A 13,128-nucleotide genomic window follows, 5' to 3' on the forward strand; every position below is an offset into this window, starting at 1 on the left:
AGGAGCGTCATGATGAGTGTCGATGAAAAGCGTATCCGCGAATTTGCCTACCAGATCTGGGAGTCCGAGGGTAAGCCCGCCGGCCAGGAAGATCGCCATTGGGACATGGCTCGCAAGCTGGCCGAAGCCGAGGCGCTGGCACCCAAGGCGGCGCCGCGCAAACGGGCCCCGGCCAAGCCCAAGGTAGCGGCTGAGCCGGTTGAGAAGGCCGTGGCAGCTAAGAAACCCCGGGCGGTGAAAAAGCCGGCTGCCGGTTAAGCCTGTACCGGCCTCTTCGCGGGTAAACCCGCTCCCACAGGAATGGGGTCAGGCCTGAGCATTACGCCATACCTGTGGGAGCGGGTTTACCCGCGAAGAGGCCGGTGCAGGACTGCATAGCTCCCTTCCCTCACCACGGCTACAGAGGACCGCCATGAGCCCCCGCACCCCGAAGAAAACCCGCTCGGTCGCCCCTTCGCGTATTCGCGAAGGCCTGCCATTCCCCCTCGGCGCCACCTGGGATGGCCTTGGGGTCAACTTTGCCCTGTTCTCGGCCAACGCCACCAAGGTCGAGCTGTGCCTGTTCGACTCCACTGGCGAGCACGAAATCGAACGCATCGAGCTACCCGAATACACCGACGAGATCTACCACGGCTACCTGCCCGACGCGCACCCCGGGCTGGTCTACGGCTACCGCGTGCATGGCCCCTACGAGCCAGAGAACGGCCACCGCTTCAACCCCAACAAACTGCTGATCGACCCGTATGCCAAGCAACTGGTCGGCAGCCTGCAATGGTCCGAAGCACTGTTCGGCTACACCATCGGCCACCCCGACGGCGACCTGTCGTTCGACGAGCGCGACAGCGCGCCCTTCGTGCCCAAGTGCAAGGTGATCGACCCCGCCTTCACCTGGGGCCGCGACCAACGCGTGCTGATCCCCTGGGAACGCACGATCATCTACGAGGCCCACACCCGTGGCATCAGCATGCGCCACCCGGCGGTGCCGGAAGAACTGCGCGGCACCTTTGCCGGCCTGGCCAATGACGAGCTGCTCAAACACATCAAGGAGCTGGGCGTTTCCAGCATAGAGCTGCTGCCGATTCATGCCTTCGTCAACGACCAGCACCTTCTGGACAAGGGGCTGAACAACTACTGGGGCTACAACAGCATCGCCTTCTTCGCCCCGCACCCGCGTTACCTGGCCAGCGGCAAGATCGCCGAATTCAAGGAAATGGTCGCGCACCTGCATGACGCCGGGCTGGAGGTGATCCTGGACGTGGTCTACAACCACACCGCCGAAGGCAACGAGCGCGGCCCCACGCTGTCGATGCGCGGCATCGACAACGCCTCGTACTACCGCCTGATGCCGGACGACAAACGCTACTACATCAACGATTCCGGCACCGGCAACACCCTGGACCTCAGCCACCCCTGCGTGCTGCAGCTGGTCACCGACTCGCTGCGCTACTGGGCTGGCGAGATGCACGTGGACGGCTTCCGCTTCGACCTGGCGACCATCCTTGGCCGCTACCACGACGGCTACAGCGAACGCCACGGCTTCCTCGTCGCCTGCCGCCAAGACCCGATGCTCAGCCAGGTGAAGCTGATCGCAGAGCCCTGGGACTGCGGCCCGGGCGGTTACCAGGTGGGCAACTTCGCCCCGGGCTGGGCAGAGTGGAACGACCGCTTCCGCGACACCGTGCGTGCGTTCTGGAAAGGCGACGAAGGCCAACTGGCCGACTTTGCCTCGCGCATGACCGCGTCGGGGGACATGTTCAACAACCGTGGCCGGCGCCCCTATGCTTCGGTCAACTTCGTCACCGCCCACGACGGCTTCACCTTGCGCGACCTGGTGTCTTACAACCACAAGCACAACGAAGACAACGACGAGAACAACCAGGACGGCACCGATAACAACCTGTCATGGAACTGCGGTGTCGAGGGGCCAACCGACGACCCGGCAGTGAATGCCCTGCGCATGCGCCAGATGCGCAACTACTTCGCTACCCTGCTGCTGGCCCAGGGCACGCCGATGATCGTCGCCGGCGATGAGTTCAGCCGCACCCAGCACGGCAATAACAATGCCTACTGCCAGGACAGCGAGATCGGCTGGGTGAACTGGGACCTCGACCAGGAGGGCCTGGAACTGCTGGCCTTCGTCAAGCGCCTGACCCGCCTGCGCCTGGCCTACCCAGTGCTACGCCGCTCGCGCTTCCTGGTGGGCGACTACAATGAGGCAATCGGCGTCAAGGACGTGACCTGGCTGGCACCGGATGGCAACGAGATGAGCGTGGAGCAATGGGAAGACCCGCACGGGCGCTGCCTGGGCATGCTGATCGATGGCCGTGCCCAGGTCAGCGGCATTGCCCGGCCAGGTGCCGAGGCCACCGTGCTGCTGATCGTCAATGCCCACCACGACATCGTGCCGTTCAAGTTGCCGACCGTGCCCGAGGGGGATTACTGGAGCTGCCTGGTCGATACCGACCGGCCGGAGCTGCGCAAGGGCCAGCACCTGCAGTTCGACAGCACGTTCGAGGTGAAGGGGCGGTCGTTGCTGCTGATGGTGTTGCAGCGGGATGAGGAGTGAACCCCACGGGACCATCGTCGGTCCCAATGTGTATCGGTTGCCTGTACTGGCCTCATCGCCGGCAAGCCAGCTCCCACAGGTAATCCGCTGGCTGACGGGCTGTGCAGTACCTGTGGGAGCTGGCTTGCCGGCGATAGGGCCGGTACATGCAAAACACATGCACCTGCCATTGAGGAGTAACCGTGAACCCCGAAGCCGGCAGTAAAGGTTTCGCCAGTGTCAACCAGGCCCCGGCCGTGAAGCGGCTGCAGGTGCTGACGGTGAACACCCACAAGGGCTTCACCGCGTTCAACCGGCGCTTCATCCTGCCGGAACTGCGCGAGGCGGTGCGCAGTACACAGGCCGATATCGTCTTCCTCCAGGAAGTGCTCGGCAGCCACGACCGCCACGCCGCGCGCTACCCCGGCTGGCCGCAGACTTCGCAGTACGAATTCCTCGCCGACAGCATGTGGAGCGACTTCGCCTACGGCCGCAACGCGGTCTACCCCGACGGCCACCACGGCAACGCGCTGCTGTCCAAATACCCGATCATCGAACACCGCAACCTCGATGTGTCGATCACCGGCCCCGAACGTCGGGGCCTGCTGCACTGCGTGCTCGATGTGCCCGGCCAGCACCAGGTGCATGCCATCTGCGTGCACCTGTCGTTACTGGAAAGCCACCGCCAGAAGCAGCTGCAACTGCTACGCAAGCTGCTCGAATCCCTTCCCGCCGACGCACCGGTGATCATCGCCGGCGATTTCAACGACTGGAAATCCCATGGTAACCGCACCCTGGGTTTGCAGAATGACCTGCATGAGGCCTTCGAGCGCCACCATGGCCACCTGGCCCGCACCTATCCTGCGCGGCTGCCGCTGCTGCGCCTGGACCGTGTCTACCTGCGCAACGCCGAAAGCCATGGGCCGCGGATTCTTGGGCACAAACCTTGGTCGCACCTGTCGGACCACCTGCCGTTGTCGGTCGAAGTCAGGCTTAGCAATCATTCTTCATAGCCCGGTCACGGCAAATAGCGAACCCCGCTATGCCCAGCGAGTTTGTCAAAGTATTCAACAGGTTGGATAAAACCACGGAACCTGAACACTTCCTTCACGCTTTCTTGACGCAAGCGGCGCGCTCTCCTTAGCTGAACATATCAAAGCAGTAATGATCTCGCGCCGGGCCTCTAGCTCGCGCCTTCGTGCGCGCTGGCGATAGCCTGGCGTGCTGGTTTGGGTCGCCCACTGTTTTTGCCGTACAGCTCGTGACAACAGGCCAGGTCCTAGGGCTGTAACACAAAAACAAAGGAGATCCGCCATGAAAAGCACCTCGAACCACTTGCGCTTCGACAGCATTTTTTACGCGGTTTCCACGTCGCTGCTTCTGGCAACCCCGGTGGAAACTATCGCGTATGAACTGCAGGACGACCCGATCTCACCCGGTTTCCTGCACCAACCGGCAGTACCACAGCTGTCGCTCGACCCGGTCAGCGCCAGTGGCTTGAACATGGGTACCTTGAACGCCTTTTCGCAAAAGATGAGCGAACGCCATGGGCAGGCTGCACCGGACCTGGTCGCCAGCCAGTGGGCGCAGTTCTTCCCCACCGCTGCACGCAGTGGCGCGCAGCCCCCGGACCAGCTGGAGGCACCCAGCCAGCAACTGATGATCGGCCCGGACCTGTTCGTGCGCGAAACTGCTGCGGGCAATGTGCACCGCGCGGGGATCTTCGTGGGGCAAAACAACCTGCAGACCAGCTTCAACGGCATGCGCCGGCTGTTGGGTGACAAGCAACGCAACGCCGTGAACCTCAGCGGTGAAAGCCTGGGGGTGTACTGGAGCATGACCCATGAGCAGGGCTGGCACCTGGATGCCGTGGCCATGGGGTCGCGCATCGACGTCAATGGTCGTGGCGAGAATGGCCAGCGACTGGACGACAGCGGCCACGCGATGACCTTTTCGCTGGAAGGCGGCATACCCATCGGCCTGGGTGGCGGCTGGGTGATCGAGCCGCAGGCGCAGTTGATCAACCAGCGGTTGTTCCCCGGCAACCGGGCGCAGGAGGAGACCTTGCAGGCCTTCGACAGCCAGCCGAGCTGGAGCGGTCGGGTCGGTGCCAGGCTGTCCGGGCGTTATGAAGTACGCGGCATGCCGATCGAGCCCTATGTGCGGACCAACGTGTGGTATGACTTCAGCAATGCCGATGAGGTGAAGCTGGACCAGGTCGACAAGATCTCCAGCTCGCGCTACTCGACCACGGTGGAACTGGGGTTGGGGCTGGTGGCGCGGGTGACGCCTTCGGTGGCGTTGTTCGTCAGTGCCGATTACAGCAGTGATGTGGATGACAACGATTTGAACGGGTTGATTGGCAGCCTTGGGGTGCGGATGCGGTGGTAGGCAGGTTCGGCCCTTTCGCGGGTGAACCCGCTCCCACAAGGTCCGCACAACATTTGAAGCTTGTGCACTACCTGTGGGAGCGGGTTCACCCGCGAAGAGGCCAGTACAAGCAATGCATCAAGCGGGTTTCATTATCAGAACCCCAAGCGGCGGCAGGTTAAGCGCCAGCGACTGCGGCTGGCCATGGCTGGCTATCTGGTCACTCACCACCACCCCCAGGTTGCCCACATTGGACCCGGCATACAGCTCTGCATCACTGTTCAACAGCTCTTGCCAGCGCTCGCCAAACGGCACGCCAATGCGATACCCCTCGCGCGGCACCGGCGTGAAGTTGGCCACCACCAGCACCGGTTCGCCGCTGCTGCTCCAGCGCAACCAGGCATACACGCTGTTCTGCGCATCGTCACCGATCAGCCACTGGAACCCCTGGGGCTGGCAATCCTGCTCGTGCAACGCCGGCACCTCGCGGTACAGACGGTTGAGGTCGCCGACCAGGCGCTGTACACCCTGGTGCTCAGGGTACTGCAGCAGGTACCAGTCCAGCTCGCCATCGTGGTCCCACTCACGCCACTGGCCGAACTCGCAGCCCATGAACAGCAGCTTCTTGCCAGGATGCGCCCACATGAAAGTGAGGTAGGCGCGCAGGTTGGCAAATTTCTGCCAGCGGTCGCCGGGCATTTTGTCGATCAGCGAATGCTTGCCATGCACCACTTCGTCGTGGGAAATGGGCAGGATGAAGTGCTCGGAATAGGCGTAGATCAGCCCGAAGCTCATCTCGTTGTGGTGGTAGGTGCGGTGCACCGGGTCGTTCTGGATGTAATGCAAGGTGTCGTGCATCCAGCCCATGTTCCACTTGTAGGCAAAGCCCAGGCCGCCCTGCTGGGTCGGCTGACTGACGCCGGGCCAGGCGGTGGACTCCTCGGCGATGATCAGCGCGCCAGGGGCCTCGTGGGCCGCCACGCCGTTGAGGTGGCGGATGAAGTCGATGGCCTCGAGGTTCTCGCGCCCGCCGTGGCGGTTGGGCACCCATTCGCCGGCCTTGCGCGAATAGTCGCGGTACAGCATCGAGGCCACGGCATCGACACGCAGGCCATCGATGTGGAAGTGCTTCAGCCAGTGCAGCGCCGAGGCCATCATGAAGCCACGCACCTCGTTGCGGCCAAGGTTGTAGATCAGCGTGTTCCAGTCCTGGTGGAAGCCCTCCAGGGGGTTTTCGTATTCGTACAGGGCGGTGCCGTCGAAACGCGCCAGGCCGTGTTCGTCGGTGGGGAAATGCGCCGGCACCCAGTCTAGCAGCACGCCAATCCCGCCCTGGTGGCAGGCGTCGACGAAGGCGGCGAAGTCTTCGGCACTGCCGTAGCGCGAGGTGGGCGCGAACAGCGACAGCGGCTGGTAACCCCAAGAGCCGCCGAACGGGTGCTCCATGATCGGCAGCAGTTCGATATGGGTGAAACCCAGCTCCTGAACGTACGGCACCAGGCGCTCGGCCAGCTCGCGCCAGTTGTAAAAGCGCCCGACCTCACCCGCCTCATCCAGCTCGCAGCGCCACGACCCCGGGTGCAGTTCGTAGATCGACAGCGGCGCGCTGTAGGCATGGCGCTGAGCGCGTTGCGCCATCCAGTCGTGGTCTTGCCAGTGGTGGCTGAGCGCCCCCGCAACCTTGGAGGCGGTGCTCGGTGGCAGTTCGGTGGCGCGCGCCAGCGGGTCGGCCTTCAGCGGCAAAATGCCGTCCTTGCCCAGCACCTCGAACTTGTAGGTTTCGCCCACGCCCAGGCGCGGCACGAACAGCTCCCACACCCCGGCGCTGTGGCGCAGGCGCATGGGGTGGCGGCGGCCGTCCCAGTTATTGAAGTCGCCCACCACCGACACCCGCCGGGCGTTCGGTGCCCACACCGAGAAACACACGCCGTCGACGCCATCGACCTGGACAGGTTGGGCGCCGAAGCGCCCGGACAGGTCGCGGTGGTTGCCTTCGGCGAACAGGTACAAGTCCATGTCGCCCAGTTGCGGGCCGAAGCTGTAGGGGTCCTCGGTAATCTGCTCACCACCGGCCCAGCCGATCTGCAGCAGGTAAGGGTGTGCCTCATCGAGGTGCGCGGTGAACAACCCGGGCAGGCTGCCCTGCTCCATTTCGGCAAGGATGCGCCCGTCATGCCGGGCCAGCATGCGCACATTCAGGGCATTGGGCAGGAAGGCGCGGACCACCTGCCCGCCCGCGCCGTCGCCATGGGGGCCGAGTACCGCAAATGGATCGGCGTGCTCGGCGCGGGCCAGGGCGTCGAGGTCCCGTTGCCGAAGGCCGCCGTTTTCACGCGTTGTAACGTTCATTCTGACTCTCCCCAAGTACTGATCAGTCCATGCAGGCCATGCAAAGGCACGGCCAGCCAGCTTGGACGGTTTTCGGCTTCGTATGTAATTTCGTAGGCAGCCTTCTCCAGGCAGAACAGCTCCAGTGCAGCACGCTCGCCTTCGGCCTGCTGCCAGGCGTGAGGCATGGCCGCGGTGGCCAGGCCATAGGCTTCGACAAAGGCATGCCGCGACTGGTGCAGGTATTGCCTGGCTACACGTTGCCGGGCTTGGCGCGCCGGGTCGGAAAGGTCCACCGCAGACGCGCTGCGCAAGATCATCGCAGCAGCATAGTCGAAGGATCGCAGCACGCCGCTGACATCCTTGTACGGGCTATGTCTTGCCCGACGCTCTTGCAGCGGCCGGGCCGGTTCACCTTCGAAATCGATGAGGTAGGCGTCGCCCTGCACCACCAGCACCTGGCCCAGGTGCAGGTCGCCGTGCACGCGCATCAGCAGGCCGCCCTGGGCCTGGCGGGTCAGGTCGGCGATATGTTGGGCCAGGCCGTCGCGCTGTTGCTGCAAGTCGTCGACCAGCGCCTGGCTTTCGCTGTCGAGGCTGTCGCGGTGCTGGGCCAGCAGGTCGAGGGCATGGGTGAGTTCGGCACTGATCTGTGCACTCCAGCGTTCGCTGTCGTCAGCATCGCTTGGGCGCGGTTTGAAGGCCTCGTCATTGGTCGGTGCGGCCAGCAGCAGGTGCATCTCGCCCAGGCGCTGGCCGAGCAAGGCGGCAAAGCCGGTAAGTTCGGCCATTGCATCGGTGTGCGCATCGGCGTCAAGGCTGGAAGGTTCCATCTGGTCGCGGATGGCCCGCTCCAGGGTGTTCTGGGTCCAGGCCCAGGCGTCACCCTGGTTGCTCAGGTAGCCTTGGGCGATCATCAGCAGGTGTGGCGCGCCCTGCTCGTCCACCCGGCTGACCCAGGCCAGCAGCGGCGAAATGTTGGCAAAGCCTGCGGCGGTCAGGTAGGCGCTCATTTCCAGCTCGGGGTGCACACCCGGGTTGACCCGGCGAATCAGCTTGAGCACCACCTGGTCGCCGATCACCACCGAGCTGTTGGACTGCTCGGCGCTGAGGTAGCGCACGCTGCTGTCGTCGTTCAACGCCAGGCCCGCCAACTGCTGCGTGCTTTCGAAGCGCAGCTCGCCCTCGCCATTGCCACAAGGCAGATGCATGCCATCCTCACAGGCTCGCAGCACCGCGCGGATGAACGGCTCAAGGACGAAGGCGTCGGTGATCAGGCCAACCTGATGGGCACGACGCACCCGTGACAGGGCCAGCTGCTGTGGCAGCGCGCTGTTGATCTGTTCTTCGGGCAGCAGGCCGAACGGCAATTGATAGCGGTTGGCCACACCGTCGCTGAGCACTTCGATTTCACTCAGCAGCACTGGTGTGGTTGCCGTGCCGAAGCGCACGCCGTAGCAGAGGCGCACCGCGTCGATCGGCCCTTCCTTGCCGGCGAACCAGCGCCGCTTGGGCAGGTACTGCGGCAGGATGGCGCTTTGCAGGGTATCGCTGGCGGGGGCTTGCAGCAGTTCTTCCATGCGTTTGCGCAGTACCAGTGTGGTCAATTCGGGTAACCCCTCGGTGGCCTGGATGTGCCAGCTGGGCATGCGGTCGTGGCTGGCCAGCAGGAACCAGTAGAAGGCGTAGGGTGGCAAGGTCAGCAGGAACGGCAGTTGCCCGATCGGCGGGAAAGCGCTGCCGCCGAGCATCTCCACCGGTACTTTGTCGGCGTACTGTGACAATTCCAGTTCGGCAGCCTGGGCGGCGCGGGAGACGTTGGCCACGCACAGGATGACTTCGGTGTTGCCATCGGCGTCGGTGTACTCGCGCAGATAGGCGAGGATGCGCCGGTTGTTCGGCGTGAGGGTACGCAGGCTGCCGCGGCCGAAGGCCTTCTGCTGCTTGCGCACCGCCAGCATGCGCCGGGTCCAGTTCAGCAGCGAGTGCGGGTCGGCGGCCTGGGCTTCGACGTTTACGGTCTGGTAACCGTACAGTGGGTCCATGATCGGTGGCAGTACCAGGCGCTGCGGGTCGGCGCGAGAGAAACCGCCGTTGCGGTCCGGCGACCATTGCATAGGCGTGCGCACGCCGTCGCGGTCGCCCAGGTAGATGTTGTCGCCCATGCCCAGTTCATCGCCGTAATACAGGGTGGGTGTGCCGGGCATCGACAGCAGCAGGCTGGTGAGCAGTTCGATACGCCTGCGGTCGCGCTGCAGCAGCGGCGCCAGGCGGCGGCGGATGCCCAGGTTGATGCGGGCGCGGCGGTCTTCGGCGTAGTAGTTCCACAGGTAGTCGCGCTCGCGGTCGGTGACCATTTCCAGGGTCAGCTCATCGTGGTTGCGCAGGAAGATCGCCCACTGACAATTGGCAGGGATTTCCGGGGTCTGGCGCAAGATGTCGGTGATCGGGAAACGGTCTTCCATGGCCAGGGCCATGTACATGCGCGGCATCAGCGGGAAGTGGAAGGCCATGTGGCATTCGTCGCCCTCGCCTTCGCCGAAGTACGGGCGGGTATCCTCGGGCCACTGGTTGGCCTCTGCCAGCAGCATGCGGTCGGGGTAGTTGGCGTCGATTTCAGCGCGAATCGCCTTGAGCACGTCGTGGGTTTCGGCAAGGTTCTCGTTGTTGGTGCCGTCGCGTTCGATCAGGTAAGGAATGGCGTCCAGGCGCAGGCCATCGACACCCAGGTCCAGCCAGAAGCGCATCACCCCGATCACTGCCTTGAGCACTTGCGGGTTGTCGAAGTTGAGGTCGGGCTGGTGCGAGTAGAAGCGGTGCCAGAAGTACTGGCCGGCGACCGGGTCCCAGGTCCAGTTGGACTTCTCGGTGTCGAGGAAGATGATGCGCGTGCCATCGTACTTCTGGTCGTCATCCGACCACACGTAGAAGTCCCGTGCCTTGCTGCCGCGCTTGGCATGGCGGGCGCGCTGGAACCAAGGGTGCTGATCGCTGGTGTGGTTGATGACCAGCTCGGTGATGACCCGCAGGCCGCGCTTGTGCGCCTCGGCGATGAAGCGGCGGGCATCGGCCAGGTTGCCGTAGTCGGGGTGCACGGCCTTGTACTCGGCGATGTCATAGCCGTCGTCGCGGCGTGGCGAGGGATAGAACGGCAGCAGCCACAGGGTGTTGACGCCCAGCTCGGCGATGTAGTCGAGCTTGCTGATCAGGCCGGCGAAATCGCCAATGCCGTCGTTGTTCGAATCGAAGAACGACTTGATGTGCAGCTGGTAGATGACGGCGTCCTTGTACCACAGCGGGTCGTCGATGAAGGCTGCCGGGCGGGAACGCTTGGCCATGTGGACTCCTTTCAATTCTGGTTGCTCTGGCCCTGATGCATAAGCAACTGACTTGACACGATCCCCTGTGGGAGCGGGTTTACCCGCGAACACCGGCGAAGCCGGTGCCATGCTCCGCAGCGCCTGCTTCGCGGGTGAACCCGCTCCCACAGGGGATGGCGTGTACCTTGCTAACGGGCCTTTTCGATGCGCCAGATACCGAACGGCAGATGCCAGGGTTCGATGCGCATCCATTGGGTCTTGCCGTACCACGACCAGCGATGGCCGTTCATCAGGTCTTCACCATGGGTTTCGGCGTTGTCATCCAGCCCCAGCTCCCACAGCGGCAGCTCGAAATGCGCCTCCTGTGCGTTGTGCGGGTCGAGGCTGATTGCCACCAGGATGTAGTTGTCGCGCTCGGGCGTGCGTTTTGCGAAGTACAGGATGTTGTCGTTCCAGCAGTTGAAGAACGCCACGCCCAGGTGGGTCTGCAAGGCGCGGTTCTGCCGGCGAATGCGGTTGAGCTGGGCGATCTCGGCAATGATGTTGCCGGGTTGACTGAAATCGCGTGGGCGAATTTGGTACTTCTCCGAATCCAGGTACTCCTCTTTGCCTGGCAGCGGCGTGCTTTCGCACAGCTCGAAGCCGGAGTACATGCCCCACAGCCCCGAGCCCATGGTGGCCAGCGCTGCGCGGATGAGGAAGCCGGCACGGCCGGAGGTGTGCAGGAAGTACGGGTTGATGTCGGGGGTGTTGACGAAGAAGTTGGGCCGGTAGCACTGGCTCCATGGCGGCTGGTTGAGCTGCTCGAAGTACTCGCGCAGCTCCTGTTTGTGGTTGCGCCAGGTGAAATAGGTATAGCTCTGCGCGTACCCGACCTTGCCCAGGCGGGCCATCATCGCCGGCTTGGTGAAGGCTTCGGCGAGGAAGATGACCTCAGGGTACCGGCTACGCACATTGGCGATCAGCCATTGCCAGAATGGCAGTGGCTTGGTGTGCGGGTTGTCGACGCGGAAGGTCTTCACCCCCTCCTCGACCCAGCCGACCACCACATCGCGCAAGGCCAGCCACAGCGAGGGGACGGCGTCGGGTGCATAGAAATCGACGTTGACGATGTCCTGGTATTTCTTCGGTGGGTTCTCGGCATAGCGGATGGTGCCGTCCGGTCGCCAGCTGAACCAGCCGGGGTGCTCCTTGAGCCAGGGGTGGTCCTGGGAGCACTGGATGGCGAAGTCGAGGGCGATTTCCAGGCCATGTTCGGCCGCCGCGGCCACCAGGCGGCGGAAGTCGTCGCGGCTGCCCAGTTGCGGGTGAATCGCCTCATGCCCGCCTTCCGCGCTGCCGATGGCGTACGGGCTGCCCGGGTCGCCGGGCGCCGCCGTCAGGGCGTTGTTGCGGCCCTTGCGGTGCTGCATGCCGATGGGATGGATGGGCGGGAAGTACAACACGTCGAAGCCCATGTCGCGAATCATCGGCAGGCGCGCGTGCACATCATTGAAGGTGCCGTGGCGCTCGGGGCTGTCGGTGATCGAGCGTGGGAACAGCTCGTACCAGCTGGCAAACTGCGCGGCCGGGCGGTCGACATCGACGGGGAATTCACGGCTGCGGGCCAGGTAGCTGCGATGCTCGGCATCGCTCATCAGGCGGGCGGTAGCAGGGTCGAGAAACAGCGCCACCTGGTCGTCGGCATTCAGCGTGGGCAGGCGCTGCTGCAAGGCCTGGAGCTCCTCGCGCAGGGCACCGTTGCACAGCTCGATGCCCTTGCCCAGCATCAATCGGCCTTCTTCCAGCTCCAACCTGACCTCGACACCGGCGTGGTACTTCTTCTCCAGATCGTGGCAATAGGTGGCGAACGGGTCGATCCAGGCCTCGATGCTGAACAGGTGCGGGCCCAGATCGGTGGGGGTGAACTCGGCCAGCCACAGGTCGTTGCCCGGTGAGTGCATGGGCACGCAATGCCAGCGCCGGCTGTGGGCCTGGCGCCAGTTGAGCATCACCGCCAGGCGGTCATGGCCGTCGCTGTAGACCTTGCTGCTGACCTCCACCGGCTGGCCACTGATGGCCTTGGTGGCGAAGGTGCCGGCTTCGAGCACGGGTTGGGTGTCTTCGATCACGATGCGCGGCGCCAGCAGCGCCTGGGACAGGCTGATGGCCTGGTCCGGGTGATCGTTGGCCATGGGCACGCTTTCGAAGGGCTCGTTTCGTGACATCGGACCTTGCTCCCTCAGGCTGGTGGCGGTAAGGGTTCAGAGCCGGGCACAGGCGTGGGGTTCAAAAAAATTGAGCGAACGGCAGCTGCGCGAAGTCGAAGCCTGCAGCACCTCTTCAATTACCCAAGCGAGGTCAGGCCATGAACATTCCCATTCCACCGGAGACTCCCGATCCCAACATCGACAACCCGAGCCTGCCGCCGCCCGTGCCGGAGGAAGACCCGGACGAGCTGCCGATCAAGCCGACCGTGCCGCCGACAGTGGGCGACCCGCCGAGCCAGGAGCCACCGGTGAAGGCTTAAGGGTAGACCAGGATCCTGTGCTGGCAGGGCCGGCCTCTTCGCGGGTAAACCCGCTC

8 protein-coding genes are annotated in these 13,128 nt (G+C 64.1%); 5 read left to right on the forward strand and 3 right to left on the reverse strand.

From position 1 onward, the window contains the following. The first annotated feature begins 9 nt into the window (after positions 1-9). The 4 genes from RIN61_RS02300 to RIN61_RS02315 all read left to right on the forward strand — a co-directional run bounded on the left by RIN61_RS02300 (position 10) and on the right by RIN61_RS02315 (position 4,936). Positions 10-258, forward strand: coding sequence for a DUF2934 domain-containing protein (locus RIN61_RS02300; RefSeq protein WP_112252861.1), 249 nt, complete (start codon positions 10-12; stop codon positions 256-258). A 154-nt stretch (positions 259-412) separates the two neighbouring features. After that, on the forward strand, positions 413-2,566 hold the full coding sequence (gene glgX / locus RIN61_RS02305) for a glycogen debranching protein GlgX (RefSeq protein WP_133973965.1): 2,154 nt from the start codon (positions 413-415) through the stop codon (positions 2,564-2,566). Positions 2,567-2,748: 182 nt separating this feature from the next. Then, a complete protein-coding gene (locus RIN61_RS02310; RefSeq protein WP_112252863.1) occupies positions 2,749-3,558 on the forward strand; it encodes an endonuclease/exonuclease/phosphatase family protein in 810 nt (269 codons plus the stop codon). A gap of 301 nt (positions 3,559-3,859) precedes the next feature. Further along, positions 3,860-4,936 (forward strand): autotransporter domain-containing protein, encoded by a 1,077-nt coding sequence (locus RIN61_RS02315; protein ID WP_112252864.1) that lies wholly within the window; start codon positions 3,860-3,862, stop codon positions 4,934-4,936. Positions 4,937-5,053: 117 nt separating this feature from the next. Here the strand turns inward: RIN61_RS02315 and glgB are convergent, their stop codons facing one another. The 3 genes from glgB to RIN61_RS02330 form a co-directional block, all read right to left on the reverse strand. Beyond that, a complete protein-coding gene (glgB, locus tag RIN61_RS02320) occupies positions 5,054-7,264 on the reverse strand; it encodes a 1,4-alpha-glucan branching protein GlgB (RefSeq protein WP_313855552.1) in 2,211 nt (736 codons plus the stop codon). Continuing rightward, a complete protein-coding gene (gene treS / locus RIN61_RS02325; protein WP_252378264.1) occupies positions 7,261-10,581 on the reverse strand; it encodes a maltose alpha-D-glucosyltransferase in 3,321 nt (1,106 codons plus the stop codon). Before treS ends, glgB begins: the two co-directional genes overlap by 4 nt. A gap of 170 nt (positions 10,582-10,751) precedes the next feature. Next, the gene (locus tag RIN61_RS02330; protein WP_313855555.1) at positions 10,752-12,770 is read right to left on the reverse strand and encodes an alpha-1,4-glucan--maltose-1-phosphate maltosyltransferase; all 2,019 of its coding nucleotides are present in this window, start codon (positions 12,768-12,770) and stop codon (positions 10,752-10,754) included. Between the two features lie 140 nt (positions 12,771-12,910). Between RIN61_RS02330 and RIN61_RS02335 the strand changes: the two genes are divergently transcribed. Then, complete coding sequence (locus tag RIN61_RS02335; RefSeq protein WP_181457359.1) at positions 12,911-13,072, forward strand: hypothetical protein; 162 nt, start codon at positions 12,911-12,913, stop codon at positions 13,070-13,072. Positions 13,073-13,128 lie beyond the last annotated feature (56 nt).

Source organism: Pseudomonas inefficax (assembly GCF_032164165.1).
Lineage (GTDB): Bacteria > Pseudomonadota > Gammaproteobacteria > Pseudomonadales > Pseudomonadaceae > Aquipseudomonas > Aquipseudomonas inefficax.

Excerpts from the sequence above, each read along its gene's own strand:
- RIN61_RS02300 (WP_112252861.1), top strand. The coding sequence starts at position 10 with ATGATGAGTGTCGATGAAAAGCGTATCCGCGAATTTGCCTACCAGATC.
- glgX (WP_133973965.1), top strand. The coding sequence starts at position 413 with ATGAGCCCCCGCACCCCGAAGAAAACCCGCTCGGTCGCCCCTTCGCGT.
- RIN61_RS02315 (WP_112252864.1), top strand. The coding sequence starts at position 3,860 with ATGAAAAGCACCTCGAACCACTTGCGCTTCGACAGCATTTTTTACGCG.
- glgB (WP_313855552.1), bottom strand. The coding sequence starts at position 7,264 with ATGAACGTTACAACGCGTGAAAACGGCGGCCTTCGGCAACGGGACCTC.
- treS (WP_252378264.1), bottom strand. The coding sequence starts at position 10,581 with ATGGCCAAGCGTTCCCGCCCGGCAGCCTTCATCGACGACCCGCTGTGG.
- RIN61_RS02330 (WP_313855555.1), bottom strand. The coding sequence starts at position 12,770 with ATGTCACGAAACGAGCCCTTCGAAAGCGTGCCCATGGCCAACGATCAC.
- RIN61_RS02335 (WP_181457359.1), top strand. The coding sequence starts at position 12,911 with ATGAACATTCCCATTCCACCGGAGACTCCCGATCCCAACATCGACAAC.